The sequence below is a fragment of the Variovorax sp. GW821-FHT10D07 genome (assembly GCF_059415325.1).
Genome location: NZ_JBWKMZ010000010.1, coordinates 305290 through 331020 on the forward strand (window position 1 = coordinate 305290; position 25731 = coordinate 331020).

A 25731-nucleotide genomic window follows, 5' to 3' on the forward strand; every position below is an offset into this window, starting at 1 on the left:
CCCGCGCGGTGCACAGCGCCGCGTTCGGAATGGTCGGGAATGGGATGAAGCGGTGGTGGCGGCCGGGCCGTGCGCCGGCCGGCTTCAGACGCTACATCGCACGCGCGAGAACGGCACCGGCTCGAAGCCGTGTGTCGCCGGCAGCTTCAGCCCCTCGGTGGCCAGCACCTCGACGGCCTCGTTGAGCCGCTCCGCCAGGTCGTTGTGCACCTGGTAGGCGTTCTCGGGCGTCAGCGCGATCTGCGAATCGCTCGCGTAGACGCCCGGCAGGATGTGGCGCGCCGCGAGCGACTGCAGCACGGGCCGCAGCGCGTAGTCGAGCGCGAGCATGTGGTGCGGGCTGCCGCCGGTGGCCAGCGGCAGCACCGTCTTGCCCTTGAGCGCGTTCTGCGCCAGCAGGTCGAGGAAGACCTTGAGCACGCCGCTGTAGGCGGCCTTGTAGACCGGCGTGGCCACCACGATGGCGCGGGCCCGCGTCACCTGGGCGATGGCCTGCACGATGGCCGGATGGTTCCAGTCCGCCAGCAGCAGCGCCTGCGCCGGCAGGTCGCGGATCGCGAGCCGTTCGATCTGCGCATGGCGCCGCGCCAGGCGCTCGGCCACCGCGTCGAGCAAGGCGGTGGAGCGCGAGGGCGCCGAGGGGCTGCCGGCAATCAGGAGAACGGACACGGAAGGCTTTCGGGTGGCGGTATCGGAAGGGTCGAAGCGAACCGGTCCCTGGCATCCGCCGCAGCGGGCGCCATCGGGGTCGGTCGCCGCGGGGCGAATGCCGCGCTTACTTCTGCTTGGCGGTGTAGATCTGGTCGAACGAGGCGCCGTCGGCGAAGTGGTCCTTGTCGGCCTTGCTCCAGCCGCCGAAGGCCTGGTCGATGGTCACCAGCGTCAGCTTGGGGAACTGCTTCTCGTACTTGGCCTTCGCCTTGTCCGAGGTCGGGCGGTAGAAGTTGCGGCCTGCGATGTCCTGGCCTTCGTCGGAATACAGGTACTTCAGGTATTCCTCGGCCACGGCGCGCGTGCCCTTCTTGTCGACCACCTTGTCGACCACCGCCACGGTGGGCTCGGCCAGGATGGAGATCGAGGGCACCACGATCTCGAACTTCTCGGGGCCGAACTCCTTCAGCGCCAGGAAGGCCTCGTTCTCCCAGGCCAGCAGCACGTCGCCCACGCCGCGCTGGACGAAGGTGATGGTCGAGCCGCGCGCGCCGGTGTCGAGCACGGGCACGTTCTTGAACAGGTTGCCCACGTATTCCTTGGCCTTGGCATCGCCACCGTACTTGCGCTTGGCGAACTCCCAGGCCGCGAGGTAGTTCCAGCGGGCGCCGCCCGAGGTCTTGGGGTTCGGGGTGATCACCTGCACGCCGGGCTTGACCAGGTCGTCCCAGTCCTTCAGGCCCTTGGGGTTGCCCTTCTTCACCAGGAACACGATGGTCGAGGTGTAGGGCGCCGAGTTGTGCGGCAGGCGCTTCTGCCAGTCGGCCTTCAGCAGGCCCCCATGGGTGACCAGCGCGTCGACGTCGCCGCCGAGTGCCAGCGTGGCCACGTCGGCGTCGATGCCGTCGATGATCGAGCGGGCCTGCTTGCCCGAGCCGCCGTGCGACTGCTTGATCGTCACGTCCTGGCCGGTCTTGCCCTTCCAGTACTTGGCGAAGGCCTGGTTGTAGTCCACGTACAGCTCGCGCGTGGGGTCGTAGGAGACGTTCAGCAGCGTCACCGGACCGGCGGCGCTGCCCTGGGCGAACGCCGGCAGTGCCGACAGGGCCATGGCGCCGGCCACGCCGGCACCGAGGGAAAGCTTGATAAAGTCGCGGCGGAGGCTCATGGTGTTGTCTTCGAATGGCATATCAATGAAGCTGCGTATTCTCAATACGACATATAGGAACTGGAACGACCAAGTTTTCAGTTCTAAATAGCTAAATCAACTAAGAGCAGCTTTTTCGCGCTCCCCCACCCAAAGGCAATCGACATGGCACGCATGATTCAGTGCATCAAGCTCGGCAAGGAAGCCGAAGGCCTCGACTTCCCGCCCTACCCCGGCGAACTCGGCAAGCGCATCTGGGAGAGCGTCAGCAAGGAAGCCTGGGCCGCCTGGCTCAAGCAGCAGACCATGCTGGTGAACGAGAACCGCCTGAACCTCGCCGACCAGCGCGCCCGCCAGTACCTGGCACGCCAGATGGAGAAGCACTTCTTCGGCGAGGGCGCCGACGTCGCCCAGGGCTACGTCCCGCCGTCGGCCTGAGGCCGCGCAACGACCCGCAGTGACGGCCGAACCGGTCGCCTGGCGCACGGACGGCACACCGCACAGCGAGCGCTTCGGCGACATCTATCACACGGAGGCCGGTGCGCTCGCGCAGTCGCGCCACGTCTTCCTCGGCGGCTGCGGCCTGCCGGCCGCCTGGGCCGGCCAGCCGCAGTGGCGCATTCTCGAAACCGGCTTCGGGCTGGGTCTCAACTTCCTCGCGACCTGGGCCGCGTGGCGCGCCGATCCGGCACGCCCGCGGCTGCTTCACTTCGTCTCGATCGAGGCCTGGCCGGTGGCGGCCGACAGTCTGCTGCGCGCCGCCGGTGCCTATGAGGAACTCGCGCCGCTCGCGCGCGAGCTGGCCGCGCGCTGGCACGGCCTGCTGCCGGGCTTCCACCGCTTGGCCTTCGACGACGGCCGGGTGCTGCTGACGCTCTGCGTGGGCGAGGTGCAGCCCATGCTGCGCGCCCAGCGCTTCGAGGCCGACAGCCTGTACCTCGACGGCTTCAGCCCGCAGTGCAATCCCGAGATGTGGTCGCCCGAGACGCTGAAGGCGCTCTCGCGCTTCGCGCGCCCGGGCACCCTGCTCGGCACCTGGACCTATGCGCGCGCCGTACGCGACGCGCTGGCGCAGAACGGCTTCCAGCTCGAGCGCCGCCCGGGCCTGCCGCCCAAGCGCGACTGCCTGGGCGCGCGCTTCGCGCCGGCCTGGACCGTGCGCCGGCGCGAGCCGCTGCCCGAGACCGTCGCCGCGCCCGGCCGCTGCGCCGTGATCGGCGCCGGCCTCGCGGGCGCGGCCGTGGCGGCCAGCCTCGCGCGGCGCGGCTGGCGGGTCGAGGTGCTCGACGCCGCCGCGCGGCCGGCCGAAGGCGCCTCGGGCTTGCCCGTGGGCCTGCTCGCGCCGCATGTGTCGCCCGACGACGCCCTGCTCTCGCGGCTCACGCGTGCCGGCATCCGCGCGACCTGGAACGAACTGGCGCAGCGCCTGGAAGAAGGCCGCGACTGGCACGGCACCGGCACGCTGGAGCGCCGGCCCGATGGCGATGTGCGCGTGCCCGCGGGCTGGCAGGCCGACGGGCCCAACGAATCCTGGCCCGCGAGCGCCGCGCAGCTCGCGGCCGCGGGTCTGCCGCCCGACATACCCGCGCTCTGGCATGCGCGCGCCGCCTGGGTGCGGCCGCGTGCGCTGGTCGAGGCCTGGCTGCGCGAGCCCGGCATCGCGTTCCGCGGCGGCTGCCGCGTCGAACGGCTGGAGCGCGATCCGGCCACCGGCGGCTGGCGGCTACTGGCCGAAGACGGTGCCGTGCTGGCCGAGGCCGACCGCGTGGTGGTCGCGATGGGCCATGGCTCGGGCCTGCTGGCGCCGCGCCTGCCGCTGCAGCCGGTGCGCGGCCAGGTGGCCTGGGGCCGCAGCGACGCGGCCGCGTTGCCCGCCGCGCCCGTGAATGGCGACGGCCACCTGATCGCCGGCGTGCCCGAGGCCGATGGCGGCGCGCCGCTGTGGCTGGCCGGCGCCACCTTCGACCGCGACAGCCATGACCTCGCGCCGCGCGACAGCGACGCCGAGGCCGTGCGCGAACGCGCCGCCCGGCTGCATCCGGCCAGCGCCCCATCGATCGACCAGGCTTTCGCACGCGGCGAGGCCCAAGCCTGGGTCGGCGTGCGCTGCGCCTCGGGCGACCGCCGGCCGCTGGTCGGGCCGCTCGGCGATGCGCCCGAGCACAAGGGCCTGTGGGCCTGCACGGCGCTCGGCTCGCGCGGGCTCAGCTTCGCCGCGCTGTGCGCCGAACTGCTGGCCGCGCAGTGGCATGGCGAGCCCTTGCCGCTGCCGGCGGCGCTGGCCAAGGCCCTCGATACGCGGCGCACCGCGCGGGCCTGAGGGCCGCTACGCGGCGTCGAGTGCCGGCAGCAGGTGGTCGATGCGGCCATCGCCGTAGCTGCGCACCACCTCCGAGATCACCACCCGGTAGCCATCGAGCCAGTTCGCCTGCGCCGCCTTGGCCCGCAGATGCGAGGGATGCGTCATCAGCGCCTGCAGCGCCTCGAGCGAATGCCAGTAGTAGACGTTCGACACCAGCCCGTTGGCGCTGTTCTCCCAGCTCTCCTCGCCCAGGTAGCCGGGCAGCGCGCGGGCGGCCTCGGCGATCGCCTGGTCGAGCCGGTGGAAGGCGTCGTCGAACTGGCGGGTGGCGAAGATGAAAGTCGATGCGTACATGGTCCTCCATGGGCGAACGGCGCGGCCACGCGGGCCGAAGGGGCGCGGATTATGCGGCAGTCCTGCCTGCTCCCATCACCGCGGACATGTGCGGCGACACACGAACGCAGGAGAATGCCCCATGCCCAGCACCCAGTACGACATCCGCCACACCACGATCTACCGCTACAACGAGCCGGTCAGCTTCGGGCTGCACCGCGTGATGTTCCGGCCACGCGACAGCCACGACCTGCGCGTGCTGGCCACCGACCTGCAGGTGAGCCCGTCGGCCCACACGCGGCTGATCCAGGACCCGCACTCCAACTCGGTGGCGCTGGTGCAGCCGATGGGCGAAGCGACCGAGCTGCGCATCGTCTGCGCCTTCACCATCGAGACCGTGCCCGCAGCCACGCAGGACCAGCTCGCGATCGACCCGGCCGCGGAGTTCCTGCCCTTCGCCTATTCGGTGCAGGACCGGCTCGACCTCGAACACTACCTGCGCCCGCACCACGACGACCCCGACGGCACGCTGATCCGCTGGGCCCACCAGTTCCTGCACACCGACAAGCCCAACAGCACGCGCGAGGTGCTCACGCGCATGAACGCCCACATCGGCCAGAGCCTCGAGTACCTGGCGCGCGACGAGGAAGGCACGCAGACGCCGCTCGAGACGCTGGCGCTGGGCAGCGGCAGCTGCCGCGACTACGCGCTGCTGATGATGGAGGCGGTGCGCCGCCTGGGCATCGCCACGCGCTTCGTCTCGGGCTACATCTACGACGCCGCGCTCGACAGCACGGTGCAGGCCAAGGGCGAGGCCATGACCGGCGCCGGCACCACCCACGCCTGGCTGCAGGCCTACCTGCCGGGCGCGGGCTGGGTCGCGTTCGACCCGACCAACAACCTCATGGGCAGCGGCCAGCTGATCCGCGTCGGCGTGACGCGTGACCCGGCCCAGGGCGCGCCGATCTCGGGCAGCTGGTACGGCCCGGCCGAGGCCTACGAAGGCCTCGAGGCCACGGTGACGGTCACGCGCCGACGCAACTGAGCGCGCCGCGCGCGGCGCTGCTGTCGCGCAGGCGATAGCGGCTACGGGAAAGCCCCCACCGTTTGCAGGGGCGGCGCCTCTACGCTGCGCCGCCGGTCCGCAAGAAAAGCACGGTCGTGCCAGCCTCATGGGCACCTCCGGACGAAGGCGGCCGGCATTCCTCGCCCCCAGAAAACGGAGACAACGAACCATGCATTCCGCGCGCCTCAAGCTCATCGTCATCGCCGCCAGCATCGCCGCCGCTTCCTGCGGCGGCGGAGGCGGCGGTGGGGCCATCTTCCCGATCGTGCCGCCCGCGCCCGCCCCCGCGCCGCCGGCACCGCCCCCGCCGTCCCCCGCGCCCGAGGAGCGCCGCGCGCAGGACGATCGCAATTCCTTCGCGCCGGCTGATGCCGCGGCCACCACCTTCACGGCCCTGGCCGCCGCGGCCGGCGACACGGTCGACAACGCCACCACCAGCCGCTGGGCTGGCGTGCTCGGCGGCGCGGCCTACCGCGTGGAGGTGCCGTCCAACTGGAACGGCAAGCTCGTGATGTACGCGCACGGCTATGCCGGCGAAGGCAACGTGCTCGCGGTCAGCAACCCCTCGATCCGCCGCTACCTGATCCAGAACGGCTATGCCTGGGCCGCCTCGAGCTACAGCAAGAACTTCTACGACGTGCGCGTGGGCGTGGAGGACACCAACGCGCTGGCGCTGGAGTTCAACAAGATCGCCAAGGCCAACGGCCGCGAGCTCGCCGCGCCCTCGAAGATCTATATCACCGGCCACTCGATGGGCGGCCACATCACGGCCGCGGCGATCGAGGACGAGGCCTATGCCACGGCCAACCACAAGGTGCGCTACAACGGCGCGGTGCCGATGTGCGGCGTGGTCGGCGACACCGAGCTGTTCGACTACTTCGCGGGCGCGCAGGTCACGGCGCAGGCGCTGGCGGGGCTGCCGAAGTACCCGACGGTGAACTGGTCGGACATCGCGGCGCAGGTGACGGGCACGCTGTTCACCGACTTCACGGTCTCGCCGATCCCCAACATCACCACCACGCCCACCGGCACCAAGTACGCCTCGGTGATCGAGAACCTCACCGGCGGCCCCCGTCCGATGTTCGACCTCGGCTTCAAGTCGGGCGGCTCCTTCGCCTTCGTCTGGGGCGTGCTCGGCAGCGACGGCACGGTCAACGGCATCCTCAACAAGAGCACGCTCGACACCAACCGCTTCACCTACACCATCGAAGGCGACGCGGCCGGCTCGACGGCGCTCAACGGCTCGGTGCTCAAGCTCACCGCCGTGCCCGATGCCAACCGCCTGCGCCGCGACGGCCTGCGCTGGATTCCCAAGGCCAACGGCGAGTTCAAGATCCCGGTGGTCACCCTGCACACGCTCGGCGACCTCTACGTGCCCTTCAGCATGGAGCAGATCTACAACAAGCGCGTGGCGGCCAAGGGCAACAGCGGCTGGCTGGTGCAGCGCGCGGTGCGCGGCATCACCCATTGCGACTTCACGCAGGCCGAGCAGGTCGAGGCCTTCGACGCGATGATCAAGTGGGAACGCGACGGCGTGAAGCCCGCGGGCGACGACGTGGTGACCGCGGCGACGGTGGCCGATCCGGCCTATGGCTGCAAGTTCACCCGTCCGCTCGGCGCGGTGGACGAGACGAGCATCGCCTCGCGCACCGTGGCGGCCGGCACGCATCCCTGCCCGCCCTGAGCGGCAAGGGGCGGGAACCGCCTTCGCGGGCAGTTCCCGATCGCCTTCAGCGCTTCTGCGCGCTATAGGCCTTCACCACCGGCACCGCGGTCGCGGCGCTGTCGACGAACAGCCCGTCGATCCCGGCATCGAGGAAAGCGGTGATCTCAGCCGCCGTGTCGCCGTGCACGGTGCCGTCGGCCTTCGGCTCCTTCTTGAGGCTGTCGGGCAGGAAGGCGTTCTCGGGCCGGACCGTGTAGATGTGGACGAACAGCTTCCTGTCGTGCGCATCCTTCACCAGCGTGGTGGGCGTGCCCAGCTTGCCGGCCACCACCGGGATCACGCGCGACTTGTCGGGACCGATGCCCTGCGCATAGGTCGCGATCTCGGCCAGGCCCTCGGGCTTCACGAGGTCGGCATAGGTGCGCTTGTCGCCGAGGGCCACCAGGTCGTAGGGCGCGCCCGAGCCGCCGATCAGCTGGACGATCTTCACCGTGCTGCGCAGGCGCACGTCCTTGAGGTTGCCGGTCTCGAAGGACTGCACGAACACCGGCGCATCGGCCTTGTTGAGGCCGTGCTTCTGCAGCGTGTCGAGCAGCTTGTTCTCGAGCGGCAGACCGATCGAACGGAAGTAGGTCGGGTGCTTGGTCTCGGGATAGATGCCGATGGTGCGGCCCTTGGCCTGCGACTGCGCCTTCGCGAGCTCGATCACCTCGTCGAGCGTGGGCACCTGGAACAGGTCGTTGTACGAGATGTTGGCCGGGCGCTGCGCCGGAATGCGCTCGCGCGCGCGCAGCTCCTTGAGCTCGGCCAGCGTGAAGTCCTCGGTGAACCAGCCGATGACCTGGCGGCCGTCGATGGTCTTGGTGGTCTTGCGGCTCGCGAACTTCGGCACGTCCATCACGTTGGTGGTGGCTTCGAGCACCTTGCCGCCGGCGTCGACGATGGCAATCGCGTTCTCGTGGCGCGCCACCAGCTCGCCGTCCCTGGTCGGCACGAGGTCGGGTTCGATGAAGTCGGCGCCATCGTCGATGGCCTGCTGGTACGAGGCCAGCGTGTGTTCGGGCCGCTTGGCCGGTTCGCCGCGGTGCCCGATCACGAGCGCGGCGGGCACGGGGGCCGGTGCGGGCGGCGGCGGTGCCGGCGGCGCGGGGGCCGGTGCGGGCGGCAGGATCGGGACGACGGCAGTGCCGCCGCCTCCGCCGCAAGCGCTCATGAGCGCGCAGGCGCTGACCGCCAGGGCGATCCTGGCCAGGGAAAATGACTGCATGGGAGACCCTCTCTCTCGCTGTGTGGCTGGTACGGATTCGTCGCCACCCGCCGCGCGTTGTTATGGGTTCTTGGCGGGCGTCGGATCATTGCGAGGCCATGTGTCTGCGCCGTGACATGCACGGCCCCCGCGCCTCGCTCAGGAGCGCGCGGCCAGCTTCGCCTCGAGCGCGGCGATCAGCGCCCTCGCCTCGTCGCCTTCGGGGATGTCGCGCCCGCTGTCGCGCCACTGCACCGCGCTCTTGAAGCCCTCGGCCTCGGCCTGGCGGCGGAACCACATGCCCTCGGGGTTGTGGCGCGTGATGCCGTCGAACACGGTGGCGAACATCTGGCTCTGCTCGAGGCCCATCGAGTGCCAGACCTGGTTGACCACCAGCTTGTGCATCATCAGATGCGAGCGCGGCACGCCCGCGATGCGCAGCGCCAGCTTCAGCGTGGCGGCGTCGAGTTCGTCGGCCGGCACCGCGAAGTTGGCAAGGCCCCAGTCGGCCGCCTGCGCGCCGTCGATGGTGTCGCCGGTGAACATCAACTGCTTGGCGTGCAGCGCGCCGAGCCGGTAGGTCCACATGGCCGTGGTCGGGCAGCCCCACACGCGCGTGGGCATGTAGCCGATGCGCGCATCGTCGGCCATGGTCAGCAGGTCGCAGCACAGCGCGATGTCGCTGCCGCCGGCCACCGCGTAGCCATGCACCTTGGCGATGGTCGGCTTGGTGCAGCGCCACAGCGCCATGAAGTCGTCGGTGTTGCGCTTCATCGCGGCGTAGTCGAGCATCGGGTCCCAGGGCGTCTTCTCCTGCCGGCACGGATGCTCGCCCTGCCCCTCGCGCCCGTGGCCCTCGGCATAGTCGCCGAGGTCGTAGCCGGCGCAGAAGGCGCGGCCCGCGCCCTCGACCACGATCACGTGCACCGCGTCCTCGGCCTGCGCCCACTCCACCGCATGGCGGATGTCGGTCGGCGTGGTCTCGGCGATGGCGTTGAGCTTCTCGGGGCGGTTGAGCACGAGGCGCGCGATGCGCGGATGCTGCGGGTCCTGGTCGATGACGACGGTGCGGAAGTCGGGCATGGGCGGTGTCTCCTGGGTGGATCGTCGGGTGCAGGTCGACGTGCCTGCATCCCGCATCCGCTTGTAGCATCGGCCGCCGCGCGCGCAACCGGCGCTTGCACCGATGCGCCCCGTGCTCAGCCGCCCGAGAGCCGGAAGCGGAACACCGCGCCGCGCCCCGCCTGCGGCACCAGCCGGATATCGCTGCCATGCAACTGCAGGATGCGCTGCACGAACACCAGCCCCAGCCCGCCGCCGGCCGAGCCGTCGCTGCGCACGCTGCCGGTGAAGGCCGGGCGCGTGAACAGGCTGGGCTGCAGTTCGCGCGGGATGCCGGGCCCGGTGTCGCTGACCTGCACCGTCACGCCCGTGCCCTCGTCGCCGGCGGCCGCCCGCAGCTGCACCACGATCTCGCCGCCGGCCGGCGTGTGGCGGATCGCGTTGTCGAGCAGGTTGGTCAGCACGCGCTCGATCATCCCGAGGTCGGCCGACACCACCGGCAGGCCCGGCGCGATGTCGGGACGCAGCTTCTGCTGCCGCGACTCGGCCGCGAGCTCGAACTTCTGGAACACGTCCTGCACCAGGTCGGCCAGCGCGAAACTCTCCTTCTCGGGCTTGACCACGCCGTACTCGAGCCGCGCCAGCTCGAACAGTTCCTGCGCGAGCCGCCCCACCTTGCGGCTCTGGTCGAGCGCGATGTCGAGGTAGCGCCGGCGCTCCTCCTCGTCGAGCGTGCCGGCCTTCAGGCGCAGGGTCTCGAGGTAGCCGTGCAGCGAGGTCAGCGGCGTACGCAGGTCGTGCGAGACGTTGGCGAACAGCTCGCGCCGCTGCTGGTCCTGCAAGGTGAGCTCGCGCCACTGCTCGGCGATACGCCGCGTCATCTGCGCGAAGGCCTGCGCCAACAAGGCGATCTCGCCGCCGCCGCGCGCGATGCGCTCCAGCGTCGGCGCCTGGCCCTCGATCGCATCGATGCCCTCGGTCTCGAAACGCCGCACCGCGGCCGTGAGCTCGCGCAGCGGCCGCGTGATGAGCCAGAACGCGGCCGTGCCCGCGACCAGCCCGAGCAGCGCCACCAGCCCCATCGACCACAGCGTGGTGCGCAGCGCGTTGTCGGCCGCCACGTGGGCGACGAGCGCATCGTGGTCCTCGCCCTGCAGCACGACGTAGACATAGCCGGCGTCGCGGCCATTCATGCGCAGCGGCGCGGCGCTGAAGACCTTGGCGGTCTGCAGGTTGCGCGGATCGTCGCCGAGGATCGGCATCGGCGCGCCGGCCAGCAGGCGCCGCACGGGAGCGAGGTCGACGCGGTCGCGCTTGAGGTGCCCCTCGGGCGCGGCCTGGGCCTCGATGCGGCCGTCGAGCGCGAGCAGGTAGACCTCGACGCTGGGATTGACGGCCATCAGCTGGTCGAACAGCCGCTTGACCGCGGCCGGGTCGAGCCCGCCCGGGCGCATCAGCTCGGCGTTCTCGGCGATGTGCGCGGCCAGGCCACCCGACAGGCGCTGGATCACCTCCTGCTCGTGGCGCCCGTTCGCGCGCACCTGCAGCCAGGCCGAGGCACCGCAGCACACCAGCAGCAGCAGCGCGAACACCAGCGACAGCCGGCGCGAGAGCGTGGCCCAGCCCATCATGCAGCGCCCTCGTCCTTGCCATCGGCCGTGGCCGAGAGCTTGTAGCCGCGGCCCCAGACGGTGAGGATCCGCCGCGGCGCGGCGGGGTCGGCCTCGACCTTGGTGCGCAGCCGGTTGATGTGGGTGTTGACGGTGTGCTCGTAGCCGTCATGCTGGTAGCCCCAGACCTGGTTGAGCAGGTCGAGCCGCGAGAACACCTTGCCCGGGTGGCGTGCGAAAAAATACAGCAGGTCGAACTCGCGCGGCGTGAGCTCGATGGGCTTGCCGTCCACGCGCACCTCGCGTGCGAGCGGCTCGATCTCGAGGTTGCCGAGCGCGAGGCTGCCCGACTCCAGCCGCGCATTGCGCGCCAGCGCATCGGTGCGGCGGATCAGTGCCTTCACGCGCGCCACCAGCTCGAGCACCGAGAAGGGCTTGGCCAGATAGTCGTCGGCGCCGAGCTCGAGGCCGAGGATGCGGTGCACCTCGCTCGAGCGCGCGCTGATGATGATGATCGGGGTGTAGCGCGCCATGGCGCGTGCGCGGCGGCAGATCTCGAGCCCGTCGATGCCGGGCAGCATGAGGTCGAGCACGAGCGCGTCCCACTGGCCGCGCTCGAGTTCGCGCAGGCCCGCATGCCCATCGGCCGCATGCACCACCGCATAGCCTTCGTCGCGCAGGTGCATGCGCAGCAATTCGGCGATATGGGCGTCGTCTTCGACCAGCAGCACGCGCTTGGGGGTGTCCATGGCGCCGATTGTCCCGCGATACGGATTCCCGAGTTATCACGATTCTTTGAACTTTGCGTGATGAATCGGCCAGGGGGTGGGCCCAAGAATCCGCTCCATGAACAGCACCGCCCTCGCCGCCCCGGACACCCGTCCCATCCACCCGCTGTGGATGCGCATCACGCACTGGCTCAACGCGCTCGCAGTGCTGGTGCTGGTGACGAGCGGCTGGCGCATCTACGACGCGGCACCCTTCCTCCCGTTCCGCATCCCGACCGAGATCACGCTCGGCGGCTGGCTCGGCGGCGCGCTGCAATGGCACTTCGCGGCGATGTGGCTGCTGGTGTTCAACGGCTTCGTCTACCTGGCGCTCAACATCGCGAGCGGGCGGCTGGCCACCAAGTTCTTTCCGGTCACGCCGGGCGGTGTGTGGCACGACGCGCTGTCGGCGCTCAAGGGGCGGCTCTCGCATGCCGATCCGCGCCGCTACAACAACGTGCAACGGCTGGCCTATCTGTTCGTGATGCTCGACATCGTGGTGATCGTGCTGTCGGGGCTGGTGCTCTGGAAGTCGGTGCAGTTCGCTGTGCTGCGCGATCTGTTGGGTGGCTACGAGTTCGCACGTCGCATTCACTTCTTTGGCATGGCCTCTTTGGTTGCCTTTGTCGTGGGGCATCTGGTGATGGTGGCGCTGGTTCCGCGCACCTTGCTTGCGATGGTTTGGGGTCGTTCTTTTCGGGGTCTGAAATGAACGCCCTGGCTCTTCATCGGGGGCGTTCGGGGTGGGCTCACGCCGACGGGGTACTCCCCTCCGCGAATGTCCCCCGCCCTTCGGGCTCCTCCTTTATTTCGCTGCGGGGAGTACCCCATCGACGTGAGCCTGGGACGCGCTGGTCGAACCGGCTGCACAACCGCTGCGTCCACGTGCACAGGGCAGCGGGTGCTTCCCGCAGCGAAATAAAGGAGGAGCCGAAGGCGGGGGACATTCGCGGAGGGAAGTACCCGCTGTCCTGTGCACGCGCCCCGACCCCCAACAACCAAAGCCAGACATGAGAATCTTCAAAGCCCCCAAGATGACCGGCGTCGACAGCGAAGCAGTGGTCCAGGAAGCCCGAGCATTGATCGCGAAGAAGGTGGAGCACCCCGCACGCCGCGCCTTCCTGCAACGCTCATTGACCCTGGGTGGCCTGTCGCTGCTCACAGGCTGCAGCATCAGCGACGACAGCCACGTCGAAGCCGCGCTCTCGAAGATCTCGCGCATCAACGACAAGGTGCAGGGCCTGATCTTCAGCCCCACGCAACTCGCCGAGACCTATCCCGCCTCGATGATCACGCGGCCGTTTCCGTTCAATGCCTACTACGGCGAGGACGAGGTCCGCGAGGTCGACGGGGAAAGCTACCGGCTCGAGGTGACTGGCCTGGTCGCCGACAAGCGCCGCTGGACCCTGCCCGAGCTGCGCGCCATGCCGCAGCACGAACAGATCACGCGCCATATCTGCGTGGAAGGCTGGAGCGCCATCGGCCGCTGGGGCGGCGTGCGCTTCGCCGATTTTCTGCGCCATGTCGGCGCCGACACCACCGCGCGCTACGTCGGCTTCAAGTGCGCCGACGACTACTACACCAGCATCGACATGGCGACCGCGCTGCATCCGCAGACCCTGCTGGCGCTGACCTACGACGGCGAGGTGCTGCCGCCGAAGTACGGCTTTCCGATGAAGCTGCGGATGCCGACCAAGCTTGGCTACAAGAACCCCAAGCATATCCAGGCGATGTTCGTCAGCAATACCTATTCAGGTGGCTACTGGGAAGACCAGGGCTACAACTGGTTCGGAGGGAGCTGAGTCGTCGCCCGCGACGACCCGACTGCCGATGAAAGCGCGAGGCCGTGTTCCTCGATGAACCGCGCCTCTCTTGAAAAGTGAAACCTCAACCCGAAAGACTTCCCAATGAACAAGCTCAGCGCAACCCTGCTCGCCACCTGCCTGGCCTTTGCCGGCGCCTCCGCCTTTGCCGCCGACGAGATGGCCAAGGATGGCATGGCCAAGGACTCGATGTCCAAGGACGCCATGAAGAAGGATTCGATGGCGAAGGACTCCATGTCGAAAGACGGCATGAAGAAGGACTCGATGGCCAAAGACTCCATGTCCAAGGATGGCATGAAGAAGGATGCCATGGGCAAGGACGAGATGAAGAAGTAAGAAAAGGACGCCCGAACCGGACGCGGCATTGACGGCCGCCGGAATCGGCGGCAATGTCGCCTACGGCGGCCGCGTCCGCGCGGCAACCTCCCCTCAAGGACCACCCATGAAATCCCTCGCATTCACCGCCGCCACCCTCGCCGCCGCGGCCCTGGTCTGGCATGCCGTGCCCTCCTCGGCCGAGCCGGCGCGCCGCGTGCCCGCGCCCACCGCCGACCTCGTGGCACCACCCGCCGCCAAGACCGAAACCGCCGTCTTCGCGGGCGGCTGCTTCTGGGGCGTGCAGGGCGTGTTCCAGCGCGTGCAGGGCGTGAGCAACGCCGTCTCGGGTTATGCGGGTGGCGATGCGAAGACCGCCAAATACGACGAGGTCGGCTCGGGCCGCACCGGCCATGCCGAGTCGGTGCGCATCACCTACGACCCCAAGCAGATCAGCTACGGCAAGCTGCTGCAGATCTATTTCTCGGTCGCGCACGACCCGACCGAGCTCAACCGCCAGGGCCCCGACACCGGCACCCAGTACCGCTCCACCGTGTTCGCCGAGAACGCCGAGCAGGCACGCATCGCGAAGGCCTACATCGCGCAACTGAACCAGGCCAAGACCTTCGGCAAGCCGCTCGCCACAACCATCGAGACGGGCAAGCCTTTCTACGCCGCCGAGGACTACCACCAGGACTTCCTCACCAAGCACCCGGACCACGGCTACATCGTCGTCAACGACTGGCCGAAAATCGACGATCTGAAGAAGCTCTTTCCCGAGAGCTATCGCTCGGCGCCGGCGCTGGTGAGCGCGGCGGCGAAGGGCGCACAGTAGGCAGCCATACCGCGCCGGGGGCGCACTAGAGGGAGCGTGCCTTCGACGAGTCAGGCTGCGTGAAAGTCTGCACCACCCTGTCGAGCAAGGAGAACAGAATCTCGATGCCATATCCGAAGACGAAGGGGATGAAGAGCGCTGGCACCCCCTTGAAGGTCGTCGCCTCGGCGCCCGTTCCGGCTAAGCCTCCGAACACGCCGGCAATGGCTCCCAGGCACACCCGCATGAATGTCGAGCTGACCGATACCGGTGTGTAGGTGTACTCACGCAACTGCGTAGCCATGGACTGGAGCAAGAATGCCAGCGCCCCGAGCAGGCCCATGGCTGCAGGAATGATGTATGTCGAGAGTGTCCCGAGAATGATGCGAACTTCGTGCTTGGTCTGGTAGTCGCGGTCCGCGATCCATTGTTCGCGCGAATTGATCAGTTGCACTCGATCACGATCAACGCCGGATTGGGCAACGGCAACCCGCGCGACGCCACCGGGATCCCCCAGCCCCTTATCGTCTTCCTCCTTGTCGCCCAGACAGAAGAATCGAATCGTCTTGCTGCATATCGAATTCGCTCGCTCGCGCCACCTGTCGAGCAATGCCTTCGCGGGGCGTGCAACCTTGTCGGTCTCTTCGATGCTTGCGTGACGCAATTGAACCCTCATGTTCATTTCATGAAAACTGGCAGGCAGGCCGCCTCGAAAACCCTCCTGCTGCGACGAATCCGACGCATTCGAAGGAGAGTTACCGGATGTCGGGCCTGTCCGTGCGCCAGGCTTTTCTCTCTTGTCGAGCTCATCTGATGGCTGTCGAGAGATGTAGACGGAACCCAGCGCCAGCAAATCCGCCGTCTGCTTTGTCAGAAGTTCTGCCCGCTGCACCTCATACGTCTCCACACTGTCAAGAAGGCTCTTTCCCGCCACCCAGAAATTCTGCATCACCATGCAAAACAGGAAAACCGTCACCGCCGCCGCGGCAAGCAGCGCCGAAGGCGTCATGATGGATTTGGGAAACATCTTGGCATTCATCGCCATCGACGAGCGGATCGAGTGCGCACTCAATGGAGTCATCGCGACTGCCAGTTCGTCGTATGCCTGCCAGAACGCCGCGCGCTCCGCTGCATTGGCCAAGCGCCCGTCCTTCTCGGCGGCGCGCAGCTTCTCTTCCGCATCCGACATGTTTTGGATCACATCGCTCTTCAGATTGCGCCTGCTCTGAACGGCAAAGGCAAGAAGAATCTCCGCATCCTCTCTCGCGCCATCAATCGGACGCTCCAATCGCACCGGAAGCGGCAACGGATTGCGCCTCACGACAGCTTTCAAAGACGAATAGAGGGGGTCGTCACTCATCGCGTATCTCCATGAACGCTCCACGCGCTCAGTTGCAAGGCCAGTCCCTGGATCACCTCTGGCACGCGAGCGTCATGGCGTACTCCCGCTCTGAGTCGGCGGCTGAGGAATCTCGATATGAAAGGCGGGATCCCCGTTCTCAGGAGAAAAGAACCGCGAAACCAGCGCCGACTGCTTCGCCTTCTTGAGTGCAGCCACGAACTTCGAAGCATTAGCAATGGACGACGGCGCGATGTCGATCACATTGAGTTCGGAAGGATCGGCGCAATGGCAGCTCACGTTGCCGGGTCCTCGCGCCAGAATCATGTTCGTCATGGCGGACAGAATCGCGGTCTTCCCATGTCCACACTGCAAGCGCACGTACTCGCCGATCACGGCATCACCATCCGGCCCATACAGCTGCAGTTGTTTTTGAACGCCCGTGATCCCGATGTTGACGTACATCGCCTTCGCCTGGCGTTCGGGCGACCGAACGGTGCTGGTCACCACGCACGACTCTAGACCCGCATCGCGCAGGACGCCCTCGAGCACCTGCCTCGAATACACACTGACCACCGAGGCGTCGGCGCTGGGAACAAACTTGATGGATGGCATGGGGTCCCTCCCGATGTGCGTTGTTCTTTCACAGAACCGGGCAGGCGCCCCTGGCGCCGCTCAAGGCACGAGCCCATCTCATGAACCGTCTCCGGCGGTTGCATGGCTGTCGCCTCAGGATGGAATCTCCATCCTTCCGGTCCCGTCGTCATCACTCAAATGAGGGATATCCCGCCAAGAAGCGCTTGAGTACTTGACGTTCGAAGCAACTTCGCCTCTTAGGAGCGAGACGATATCGACGCCCCTCCTTTCGCCGATCTGGCACGATTCGCAGCCTTGTTGCCGTACTGCACCGCAGCAAGAAATGCAGAGCAGCGACGACGACCGGACGCTCCGGCCGTCTGTTCACGCGCCTGCGATCACCAGCTCCACCCCCTGGGCCGACGCCGCATCGCGCGCCGCCTGCGGCAGCCGCGCGTCGCACACCCAGTGCGTCACCGCGCCGAAAGGCACCACCGAGACCAGCGCGCGCTGGCCCCACTTGTTGCTGTCCACGATCGCGCACACCTGCCGGCTGCGCTCCATCACCGCGTGCTTGACCTGGGTCTCGAGGTGGTTGGTGTTGGTCCAGCCCACCTCGGCATCGACCCCGCGCGCGCCCATGAAGAACAGGTCGAAATGGAAGTTCGCGACCTGGGCCAGCGTCATCGGGCCCACCGCGCTCACGCCGGCGGCGTAGATCTCGCCGCCGATCGCGTAGATGTCGTAGGGCGTGCGGCCCACCAGCTCGGCGGCGATGTTGATGCCGTTGGTGACGATCGCGAGCCGCTTCACGTTCTTCAGGCCCTGCTGGATCGCGCGTGCTACCTCCATCGAGGTGGTGCCGGCGTCGAGGTAGATCGACCAGCCGTCCTGGATCAGCCCGGCTGCTGCCGTGCCGATCTGCTGCTTCTGCGACGAGCCCTCCTGGATGCGCACGCCGAACTCGGTGTCGCGCCCGATGGGCAGCGCGCCGCCGTGCACCCGCTTGAGCAGGCCGGCGTCGTGCATCTCCTGCAGGTCGCGCCGCAGCGTCATCTCCGACAGCGTAAAGCGGCGCGCCATGTCGCTGACCCGGCAGGCGCCCTCCTGCGCGAGCACCTTGAGGATCAGCATGTGCCGGTGCTCCGCCGTCGTCGCCTGCAGGGCCTCCTGCCGCGACGGGTCGGACGGCGGCTCGAAGGCCTGGGGCGTGGGACGGGAAGCGTTTCGGGTCATCGCGGGTTCGTGTGTCTATCGGGCCTGCCCATAGTAGGCGCCGGCGCCATGCTTGCGTTCGTAGTGCTTGCGGATCACGGCGCTCGGCAGCTCGCGCGCCTGGGGGTCGATCGATTGCGTGAGATAGGCCATCTGCGCCAGTTCCTCGAGCACGCGTGCGTTGTACACGGATTTCATCGCGCTCTTGCCCCAGGTGAAGGGCCCGTGGCACGACACCACGATCATCTCGACCTCCTGCGGCGAGATGCCCTGCATCCGCCGCACGATCTGCAGGCCGGTCTCCTCCTCGTAGTCGCGCGCCACGGCCTCGTCGCTGATGACCTCGGTGACCGGCACCGCCACCGTGAGGTGGTCCGCGTGCGTGGTGCCGTAAATGGGGATCGGGCGCCGGGCCTGGGCCCAGGCGACCGCATGCACCGAGTGGGTGTGGCAGACGCCGCCGATGCCTTCGAAGGCGCGGTAGAGCACCGCATGGGTCTTCGTATCGCTCGACGGCCGCAGGCTGCCTTCGACCACGCGCGACTCGAGATCGACCACCACCATGTCGTCGGCCGTCATCTGCTCGTAGGGCATGCCGCTGGGCTTGATCGCGAAGACGCCCTGGCGGGCATCGAAGGCGCTCACGTTGCCGAAGGTGTACAGCGCCAGCGCCTGCTTCGGGATTTCCAGGTTGGCCTCGTAGGCCTCGCGCTTGAGTTCTCTATGCAGCGTCATGGACCGCCCTTTCCTGCTTCATCCCTTGCACCAGGGCACCCATCTCGCGATAGCGCCGGAATAGTACGCGATAGGCCGCGGCCTCCGCCGGACGCGGCTCGTAGACCTGGTCGAAGCCGCAGGCCATGGACCGCTGCGCGGCGGGAATGTCGGCATGCAGCCCGCATGCGACCGCCGCGCACATGGCGGCGCCCAGCGCCACCGCCTGCTCCGACTTCGCCACGCGGATGCGCTGGTCGAACACGTCGGCCTGGATCTGCATCAGCAGCGCCGACTTGCGCGCCACGCCGCCGATCGCGAGCACCTCGTCGATGCGCACGCCCGACTCGGTGAAGCGGTCGACGATCGCCTTCGCGCCGAAGGCTGTGGCCTCGACCAGCGCGCGGTAGAGCTGCGGCGCCGAGCTGCCCAGCGACAGCCCGAACAGCGCACCGTGCAGCGTCTGGTCGGCATAGGGCGTGCGGCGCCCGTTGAGCCAGTCGAGCGCGGCCACGCCGTGCGCGCCCGGCGGCTCCAGCGCGGCGGCGCGCTCGAGCCGCGGCAGCAGTTCGGCGCGCAGCGCCTCGCGCGCTTCGCCGTCCTGCAGCGGCCACTCGAGCACGCGCGCGAACCATGCGAAGGCATCGCCCACGGCCGACTGCCCGGCTTCCAGGCCGATGGCCCCGGCCATCACCGAGCCGTCGACCTGCCCGCAGATGCCCTCGACCACGCGATCCGCGAGTTCCTCGGTCGGCGCCAGCACGATGTCGCAGGTCGAGGTGCCCATGATCTTGACCAGCGTGTGATGCCGGATGCCGGCCCCGACGGCGCCCATGTGGGCATCGAAGGCGCCCACGCCGACCGTCACGTCGCCGGGCAGGCCCAGCCGGTCGGCCCAGGCGGGCGTGAGCGTGCCGATCGGCGTTTCGGCGGTCCAGGTGCGTTCGTAGAGCCGCTCGCGGATGCCGTCGAGCAGCGGATCGAGCCGGCTCAGGAAGGCCTGCGACGGCAGGCCGTCATGGCGCTCGTTCCACATCGCCTTGTGGCCGGCGGCGCAGCGGCTGCGGCGCAGCTGCGCGGGCGCGGTGGTGCCGGTGAGTTCGGCCGGCAGCCAGTCGCAATGCTCGACCCAGCTCGCAGTGGCCTGGCGCACCCGCGCGTCGTGCCGGAACACCCACAGCAGATTGGCCCAGTACCACTCGGCCGAGTACACGCCGCCGATGTGGGCCGTGTAGTCGACGCCGCCCCAGCCGCGCGCGGTGGCGGTGATCTGTTCGGCCTCGAGCGTCGCGCTGTGGTCCTTCCACATCAGGAACATCGCGTTCGGGTTGTCGGCGAAGGCCGGCTGCAGCGCCAGCGGGCGGCCGTCCGCGTCGACCGGCGCCGAGGTGGAGCCGGTGGTCGCGATCGACAGGCCGCGCACGCCGGCGCGCACCGCGGGCGCCACCTGCGACAGCGCACCGCGCACCGCCTGGGTCAGCGCCTCGAGATGGTCCAGCGGATGCTGGCGGAAGATGCGCCGCACCGGATCGCAGTACTGGCCGGCGGCCCAGCGCGGAAAGGCCGCCACCGCACTCGCGAGTTCCTCGCCGGTGAAGGCGTCGGCGATCACGCAGCGGCAGGAGTCGGAGCCGAAGTCGACGCCGATGACAGGGGTGATGGAGGTCATGGCGCTCAGTGCTGCGATTGCATCTGCCGCCATCTGTCGATGATCACCGCGAGCAGGATCACCGCGCCCTTGGCCACGTACTGCCAGAACGACGAGACGCCGAGGATGGTCAGGCCGTTGTTGATCACGCCGATGATCAGCGCGCCGATGATCGTGCCGCCGATCGAGCCCACGCCGCCCATCAGGCTGGTGCCGCCGAGCACCACCGCCGCGATCGCGTCGAGCTCGTAGCCGGTGCCCCAGTTGCCGTTGGCGCCGAACAGCCGGCTCGCCGACATGGCGCCGGCCAGGCCCGAGAACAGGCCGCTGATGGCATAGACGAACAGCAGCACGCCGCCCACGCCGATGCCCGTGAGGCGCGCCGCCTCGGGGTTGCCGCCCACCGCGTAGATGTGCAGGCCGAGGATGGTCTTGCGCAGGATGACCCACGACAGCAGCGTCACGCCGGCGGCGATCCACACCAGCCAGGGCAGGCCCAGGAAGTCCTCGTTGCCGATCCAGCCGAAGCTCGGGATCTCGCTGTTGAGCACCGTGGTGCCGTCGGCGAACAGGTAGGCGGCGCCGCGCAGCGCGGTCATGGTGCCCAGCGTCACGATGAAGGGATTGATCTTCAGCAGCGCCACCGTGGTGCCGTTGAGCAGCCCCATCAGCAGGCCCGCGGCGAGGAACACCGGCAGCGACAGCGCCGCGTGCGAGGTGAGCGAGGTCAGCATGCCCAGCACGGCGGACACGGCCAGCATCGAGCCCACCGAGAGGTCGATGCCCGCGGTCAGGATCACGAAGGTCATGCCGGCCGCGAGCACCAGGTTGATCGAGACCTGGCGCAGGATGTTCATCGTGTTCGCGGTGGTCGCGAAGTTCGAGCCGCCGTCGCCCGACAGGTAGACCGTGAGGCCCCAGAACACGAGGTAGAGGATCAGCAACGCGGGCAGCATGCCCAGGCGCTGGAGGATGCCGGTCGCGCGGCTGGCGCGCGCCGGCGTGCCGCCCGGGGGAGATGCCGGCGGGAGCGCCGGGGAAACGAGTGTCTTGGACATGGCGAGGTTCGGTGGTGTGGGGGTGTGCGGCGCGGATCAGCGCGGCGCGCGCGTGGCGTTGGCGTTGGCATGGGCCTGCTGCAGCAGCCCGGGCGTCAGCGCTTCCATGCTGTCGATGCGCAGGTCGGCCAGCGCGAGCGCCTCGGCCGACAGCGGATAGTCGGGCCCGGGCGCGGCGATCGCGGCCATGCCGGCGGCCTTGAGCGAGCGCAGGCCGTTGGCGCTGTCCTCGATGCCGACCGCGGCCTGCGGCGCGATGCCCAGGCGCGACAGCGCGAGCAGGTAGATGTCGGGCGCGGGCTTGCCGTGCTCGACGTCGTCGCCGCAGACCACGGCCTGCATCAGCGGCGCGAGGCCGCTGGCCTGCAGCACGTGGTGCGCGAGCTCGGCCGGCGAGCCCGTGGCCAGCGCCACCGCGTGCGAGCGCGCGGCCATGCGCACCGCCTCCACGGCACCGGCGCGCAGCGGCAGGTGGCGCCGGTACTGCGCCAGCATGCGGCCCACGATCTCGCGCGCGATCGCGGCCTCGTCCATGCCGTTGCGCTCGCGCAGCCGCAGGCGCTCGACCATGATGCGCGACCAGGCCGCGGTGTTGGTACCCATGGTCGACTCCTGGTCCTCGGCGGTCCAGCGCGCGCCGATGCTCTGCGCGAAATCCTCGCGCACGCGCTGCCAGACGATCTCGGTGTCGATCAGCACGCCGTCCATGTCGAAGACCACGGCCTGGAGCGGCGAAGAAGAAGCGGAGGAAGGGGGGGTTGCGATCGAGGCGTTCATGCGATGTGCCGCTCCGGCTCGGGAGCGTTGACTGCGAGTTGGATGATGTTTTCCTGGGTGATGCGATCGCCCGCAAGTTCGCCCGCGATGGCGCCTTCGCGCATCACGAGCACGCGGTCGCACACGCCGACGATCTCGGGCAGTTCGCTCGAGATCACGACCACGGCGACGCCGGCCTCGGACAGCTCGCCGATGATCCGGTAGATCTCGCTCTTGGCGCCGACGTCGACGCCGCGCGTGGGCTCGTCGAGGATCAGCACGCGCGGCTGGATCTCGAGCCAGCGCGCCAGCAGCAGCTTCTGCTGGTTGCCGCCCGACAGCGCACCCACGATGCCCTGCGGCCCCGCGATCTTCACGTTGAGCCGCGCGATGGCCTGGCGCGTCAGGCGGTCGAGCGCGCCGTGGTTCAGCACGCCCGCGACCGCATGCCGCGGCAGCACGTTGATCGCCACGTTGGTCAGCGCGCTGAGCTGCAGGAACAGTCCCTGCCCCTTGCGGTCCTCGGGCACGTAGCCCAGGCCGAGGCGGATGGCATCGAGCGGACGGCGCACGTCGACCGGTTGGCCGTCGACCAGGATCGTGCCGCCGGTGTTCGCATCGGCGCCCACCACCAGCCGCGCCAGCTCGGAGCGCCCGGCCCCGACCAGTCCGGCCAGGCCCAGCACCTCGCCCGCGTGCACGCGCAGGCTGCTCGGCCGGTTGCGCGGCCCGCTGAGGTCGCGCAGCTCCAGCATCACGCGCCCGGGCGGGCGCCGGCCGCGGTGCTGGTAGAAGTCGGTCAGCGTGCGCCCGACCATCATCTGCACGATGCGCTGCTCGTCGATCTGGTCGCGCGCCAGGTCGGCCACGTGGCAGCCGTCGCGCAGCACCGTCACGCGGTCGGCCAGCGCCGTGACCTCGGCCATCCGGTGGCTGATGTAGATGATCGCGATGCCGTCGTCGCGCAACCGCCGCATGACGCGGAACAGGTGCGCCGTCTCGCGGTCCGACAGCGCGGCCGTCGGCTCGTCCATGATCAGGATGCGGCCCTTGTGCACCAGCGCCCGCGCGATCTCGACCTGCTGCTGCTCGGCGATCGACAGCCGGCCGGCCGGCCAGTCGGCGCCGAACTGCGCGCCCAGCAGCTGCAGCACGCGCTCGGTCTCGCGCAGCATGCGCGCGCGGTCGACCAGCCAGAACGCCGCGCGCGGCTCGTTGCCCATGAACACGTTCTCGGCCACCGTGAGGTGCCGCGCGATGGCGAGCTCCTGGTAGATCAGGTTGATGCCCGCGCGCTGGCCATGGGCCGGACTGCGGATGGCCACCGGCTGGCCGGCCACGCGGATCTGCCCGGCATCGGGCTGGTAGACGCCCGAGAGGATCTTCATCAGCGTGCTCTTGCCCGCGCCGTTCTCGCCCATCAGCGCGTGGATCTCGCCGGGGCGCACCTGCAGCCGCATGTCGTGCAGCGCCCGGGTGGCGCCGAAGCGCTTGTGGATCCCGGACATCTCCAGCACGAACCCGTCCATGGCGGCCTGCGTGCTCAACGCACCCAGCCCTTGTAGCCGGCGATGTTGTCGCGCGTGGTCAGCGGCGTCGCCATCAGGTTCAGGGTCTTGGCGGGCTTGCGGCCGTTGAGCAGGCCGTAGGCCACGCGCACGCTCTCGGCGGCCATTTCGTTCGGGTCCTGCGCCGGTGTGACGACGAACAGCGAATCCTTGGCCTTGAGCGCGGCCTCGCCGTCGGGCGAGCCGTCGACGCCGCCCGTGACCTTGATGTCGGTGCGGCGCGCCTGGCGGATCGCGAGCTCGGCGCCGATCGCCGTCGGGTCGTTGATGCCGAACACCGCATCGATCTTCGGCTGCGCCGTCAGGATATTGGCCATGGCGGCCAGCCCGCCGTCGCGGCTGCCCTTGGCGTCCTGGTTGTCCGACACCAGCTTGATGCCGGGGTACTTGGCCAGCGTCTCCTTGCAGCCCTTCACGCGGTCCATGATCGACGACACCGGCGGGCCGTTGACGATCACGAAGTTGCCCTTGCCGCCGATGCGTTCGGCCAGGAACTTGCACGACTCGGCGCCCGCCATCGTGTTGTCGGACATCACGGTGGCGTCCGCGCCCTCGGCCGTCACGTCCACCGCCACCACGATCACGCCCGCCGCGCGGGCCTTGCGCACGGCCGGCGCGATCCCCTTGGAGTCGGCCGCGCCCAGCACGATCACGTCGACCTTGTTGGCGATGAAGTTGTCGATCTGGTCGACCTGCGTGTTGAGGTCGTACTTGCTCGAGACCGTGGTCACCTTCACCGCCGGGTTGATCTTCTTGGCCTCGGCTTCCGCGCTGCGGCCGATCGCGACGAAGAACGGATTGGCCATGTCGCCCAGCGTGATGCCGATGGACTTGAGCGGCTTGTCCTGCGCGAATGCATGGCCCGCGCACAGCGCGAGGACGGCGGCTGCGACGCAGCGGGTGATCGACTTCTTCATGGACCTGTCTCCTTTCGAATGCTCTGGAAGGTGCGCGCCGGAAGCCGGCAGGCGTTCGGTTGTTCGATAGAACGAACGAATTCTATTGTTCATTCGAACATTTCAAATCGAACAATATCGAAATTATTCTCAGGGAAATCCCTCGATATTTGTCCGTTTATGTGCGTATTTGATGCTGCATACTTGCCGCGCCTTCGCGACCCCGCGGGGCGCAGCCAAAGGGGAAAAGACAAGCCATGACTCGCTTGCTGGTGGTGGGCGGCATCAACATGGACTACGTGTTCGAAGCACCCTGCCTGCCGCGCACCGGCGAGACGCTGGGCGGGCAGAGCTTTCGCCGCGCGTCCGGCGGCAAGGGCGCCGACCAGGCCGTGGCGGCCACGCGCCTGGGCGCCGAGGCCTGGCTGGTCGGCTGCACCGGCGACGACGCGGAAGGCCGCGAGCTGCTGGGCCGCCTGCGCGCCGAGGGCGTGCGCACCGACCACGTGGCCACCACGGCCGACGCCCCCACCGGCGCCGCGGCGGTGTTCGCCTGCCAGGGCGAGAGCGCCATCGCCGTGGTGCCGGGCGCCAACCACCGGCTCAGTGCCGCGCACGTGCGCGCGGCCGAACCGCTGTTCGCGCGCAGCGACCTGGTGCTGGCCGAGCTGGGCATTCCGCTGGCGGCCGCGCTCGAGGCGGCCGAGCTCGCCCACCGCCACGGGAAGCCCTTCCTGCTGACGCCCTCCCCCGCGGGCGCGATCCCGCCCGAACTGGCGCGGCGGGTGCATCTGTTCCTTGCCAACGAGCACGAGCTGATGGCGGGCTTCGGCGATGGCGAGTCCGACTGGCGCGCGCTGCTGGCGAGATGGCCGGGGCGCATCGTCGTGACGCGCGGCGGCGAAGGCGCGGCGCACGTCGATGCCCAGGGCACGCTGCACGAGCAGCCGGCCTTCCGCGTGCCGGTGATCGACACCACCGGCGCCGGCGATGCCTTCGCCGCGGCGCTGGCGGTGCACTGGGCGCTCGGCATCCCGCGCGCGATGCGGCTGGCCTGCGCGGTGGCGGCGCTCGCGGTGCGCGGCTTCGGCTCGCAGAGCACGCTGCCCACGCAGCGCGAGCTGCAGGACTTTCTGGAGCGCGCGGGCGCCTAGAACGA

25 protein-coding genes are annotated in these 25731 nt (G+C 69.0%); 9 read left to right on the top strand and 16 right to left on the bottom strand.

The window, feature by feature from the left end; translation table 11 throughout:
• Window positions 1-84: 84 nt before the first annotated feature.
• Both ssuE and AC07PU_RS27370 read right to left on the bottom strand, forming a co-directional pair.
• The gene (ssuE, locus tag AC07PU_RS27365; protein ID WP_203205827.1) at window positions 85-669 is read right to left on the bottom strand and encodes an NADPH-dependent FMN reductase; all 585 of its coding nucleotides are present in this window, start codon (window positions 667-669) and stop codon (window positions 85-87) included.
• Between the two features lie 106 nt (window positions 670-775).
• Window positions 776-1819 carry a sulfate ABC transporter substrate-binding protein gene (locus AC07PU_RS27370; RefSeq protein ID WP_209544847.1) on the bottom strand — a complete coding sequence of 348 codons (1044 nt, stop codon included), beginning with the start codon at window positions 1817-1819 and terminating at the stop codon, window positions 776-778.
• A gap of 144 nt (window positions 1820-1963) precedes the next feature.
• Between AC07PU_RS27370 and AC07PU_RS27375 the strand changes: the two genes are divergently transcribed.
• Window positions 1964-2236, top strand: coding sequence for an oxidative damage protection protein (locus tag AC07PU_RS27375; RefSeq protein ID WP_093341520.1), 273 nt, complete (start codon window positions 1964-1966; stop codon window positions 2234-2236).
• A 19-nt stretch (window positions 2237-2255) separates the two neighbouring features.
• Window positions 2256-4118, top strand: coding sequence for a bifunctional tRNA (5-methylaminomethyl-2-thiouridine)(34)-methyltransferase MnmC2/FAD-dependent 5-carboxymethylaminomethyl-2-thiouridine(34) oxidoreductase MnmC1 (mnmC, locus tag AC07PU_RS27380; protein WP_495321609.1), 1863 nt, complete (start codon window positions 2256-2258; stop codon window positions 4116-4118).
• A 6-nt stretch (window positions 4119-4124) separates the two neighbouring features.
• Here mnmC and AC07PU_RS27385 read toward each other — a convergent pair whose 3' ends face one another.
• A complete protein-coding gene (locus AC07PU_RS27385) occupies window positions 4125-4454 on the bottom strand; it encodes an antibiotic biosynthesis monooxygenase family protein (RefSeq protein WP_495321610.1) in 330 nt (109 codons plus the stop codon).
• 121 nt (window positions 4455-4575) lie between these two features.
• On the opposite strand from AC07PU_RS27385, the gene AC07PU_RS27390 reads away from it, so the two are divergent.
• Both AC07PU_RS27390 and AC07PU_RS27395 read left to right on the top strand, forming a co-directional pair.
• Entirely contained in the window at window positions 4576-5478 is a 903-nt protein-coding gene (locus tag AC07PU_RS27390; protein WP_093341516.1) for a transglutaminase family protein, read from the top strand.
• 190 nt (window positions 5479-5668) lie between these two features.
• Window positions 5669-7183: an alpha/beta hydrolase family protein gene (locus AC07PU_RS27395; protein ID WP_495321611.1), complete on the top strand. Its 1515-nt coding sequence runs from the start codon at window positions 5669-5671 to the stop codon at window positions 7181-7183.
• Window positions 7184-7229: 46 nt separating this feature from the next.
• On the opposite strand, the gene AC07PU_RS27400 is transcribed toward AC07PU_RS27395, so the two are convergent.
• The 4 genes from AC07PU_RS27400 to AC07PU_RS27415 form a co-directional block, all read right to left on the bottom strand.
• On the bottom strand, window positions 7230-8432 hold the full coding sequence (locus AC07PU_RS27400; protein ID WP_495321612.1) for a glycerophosphodiester phosphodiesterase: 1203 nt from the start codon (window positions 8430-8432) through the stop codon (window positions 7230-7232).
• 138 nt (window positions 8433-8570) lie between these two features.
• Window positions 8571-9494 carry a crotonase/enoyl-CoA hydratase family protein gene (locus tag AC07PU_RS27405; protein ID WP_495321613.1) on the bottom strand — a complete coding sequence of 308 codons (924 nt, stop codon included), beginning with the start codon at window positions 9492-9494 and terminating at the stop codon, window positions 8571-8573.
• Window positions 9495-9610: 116 nt separating this feature from the next.
• Window positions 9611-11104, bottom strand: coding sequence for a sensor histidine kinase (locus tag AC07PU_RS27410; RefSeq protein WP_495321614.1), 1494 nt, complete (start codon window positions 11102-11104; stop codon window positions 9611-9613).
• Window positions 11101-11832, bottom strand: a complete 732-nt coding sequence (locus AC07PU_RS27415) for a response regulator transcription factor (RefSeq protein ID WP_093341507.1) — start codon at window positions 11830-11832, stop codon at window positions 11101-11103. Before AC07PU_RS27415 ends, AC07PU_RS27410 begins: the two co-directional genes overlap by 4 nt.
• A 97-nt stretch (window positions 11833-11929) precedes the next feature.
• On the opposite strand from AC07PU_RS27415, the gene AC07PU_RS27420 reads away from it, so the two are divergent.
• The 4 genes from AC07PU_RS27420 to msrA all read left to right on the top strand — a co-directional run bounded on the left by AC07PU_RS27420 (window position 11930) and on the right by msrA (window position 14823).
• Window positions 11930-12562, top strand: coding sequence for a cytochrome b/b6 domain-containing protein (locus AC07PU_RS27420; protein WP_495321615.1), 633 nt, complete (start codon window positions 11930-11932; stop codon window positions 12560-12562).
• A 298-nt stretch (window positions 12563-12860) separates the two neighbouring features.
• Window positions 12861-13652 (top strand): molybdopterin-dependent oxidoreductase, encoded by a 792-nt coding sequence (locus AC07PU_RS27425; RefSeq protein WP_296787623.1) that lies wholly within the window; start codon window positions 12861-12863, stop codon window positions 13650-13652.
• A 105-nt stretch (window positions 13653-13757) separates the two neighbouring features.
• On the top strand, window positions 13758-14009 hold the full coding sequence (locus AC07PU_RS27430; RefSeq protein WP_093341501.1) for a pentapeptide MXKDX repeat protein: 252 nt from the start codon (window positions 13758-13760) through the stop codon (window positions 14007-14009).
• A gap of 106 nt (window positions 14010-14115) precedes the next feature.
• A complete protein-coding gene (gene msrA, locus AC07PU_RS27435; protein WP_495321616.1) occupies window positions 14116-14823 on the top strand; it encodes a peptide-methionine (S)-S-oxide reductase MsrA in 708 nt (235 codons plus the stop codon).
• Window positions 14824-14848: 25 nt separating this feature from the next.
• On the opposite strand, the gene AC07PU_RS27440 is transcribed toward msrA, so the two are convergent.
• The 9 genes from AC07PU_RS27440 to AC07PU_RS27480 all read right to left on the bottom strand — a co-directional run bounded on the left by AC07PU_RS27440 (window position 14849) and on the right by AC07PU_RS27480 (window position 24593).
• Complete coding sequence (locus AC07PU_RS27440) at window positions 14849-16162, bottom strand: hypothetical protein (RefSeq protein WP_495321617.1); 1314 nt, start codon at window positions 16160-16162, stop codon at window positions 14849-14851.
• Window positions 16163-16234: 72 nt separating this feature from the next.
• On the bottom strand, window positions 16235-16756 hold the full coding sequence (locus AC07PU_RS27445) for a hypothetical protein (RefSeq protein ID WP_495321618.1): 522 nt from the start codon (window positions 16754-16756) through the stop codon (window positions 16235-16237).
• Window positions 16757-17101: 345 nt separating this feature from the next.
• Window positions 17102-17953 carry a DeoR/GlpR family DNA-binding transcription regulator gene (locus AC07PU_RS27450; protein WP_495321619.1) on the bottom strand — a complete coding sequence of 284 codons (852 nt, stop codon included), beginning with the start codon at window positions 17951-17953 and terminating at the stop codon, window positions 17102-17104.
• Between the two features lie 15 nt (window positions 17954-17968).
• Window positions 17969-18667, bottom strand: a complete 699-nt coding sequence (gene araD / locus AC07PU_RS27455) for an L-ribulose-5-phosphate 4-epimerase AraD (protein WP_495321620.1) — start codon at window positions 18665-18667, stop codon at window positions 17969-17971.
• A complete protein-coding gene (locus tag AC07PU_RS27460) occupies window positions 18654-20315 on the bottom strand; it encodes a ribulokinase (protein ID WP_495321621.1) in 1662 nt (553 codons plus the stop codon). Before AC07PU_RS27460 ends, araD begins: the two co-directional genes overlap by 14 nt.
• 5 nt (window positions 20316-20320) lie before the next feature.
• On the bottom strand, window positions 20321-21352 hold the full coding sequence (locus AC07PU_RS27465) for an ABC transporter permease subunit (RefSeq protein ID WP_495321622.1): 1032 nt from the start codon (window positions 21350-21352) through the stop codon (window positions 20321-20323).
• Between the two features lie 36 nt (window positions 21353-21388).
• The gene (locus tag AC07PU_RS27470) at window positions 21389-22129 is read right to left on the bottom strand and encodes an HAD family hydrolase (RefSeq protein WP_495321623.1); all 741 of its coding nucleotides are present in this window, start codon (window positions 22127-22129) and stop codon (window positions 21389-21391) included.
• Window positions 22126-23616 (bottom strand): sugar ABC transporter ATP-binding protein, encoded by a 1491-nt coding sequence (locus AC07PU_RS27475; RefSeq protein ID WP_495321661.1) that lies wholly within the window; start codon window positions 23614-23616, stop codon window positions 22126-22128. Before AC07PU_RS27475 ends, AC07PU_RS27470 begins: the two co-directional genes overlap by 4 nt.
• A gap of 35 nt (window positions 23617-23651) precedes the next feature.
• Window positions 23652-24593, bottom strand: a complete 942-nt coding sequence (locus AC07PU_RS27480) for an ABC transporter substrate-binding protein (RefSeq protein ID WP_057596721.1) — start codon at window positions 24591-24593, stop codon at window positions 23652-23654.
• Between the two features lie 236 nt (window positions 24594-24829).
• Here AC07PU_RS27480 and AC07PU_RS27485 point away from each other — a divergent pair, with 236 nt between their 5' ends.
• Entirely contained in the window at window positions 24830-25726 is an 897-nt protein-coding gene (locus tag AC07PU_RS27485; protein WP_413763667.1) for a ribokinase, read from the top strand.
• Window positions 25727-25731 lie beyond the last annotated feature (5 nt).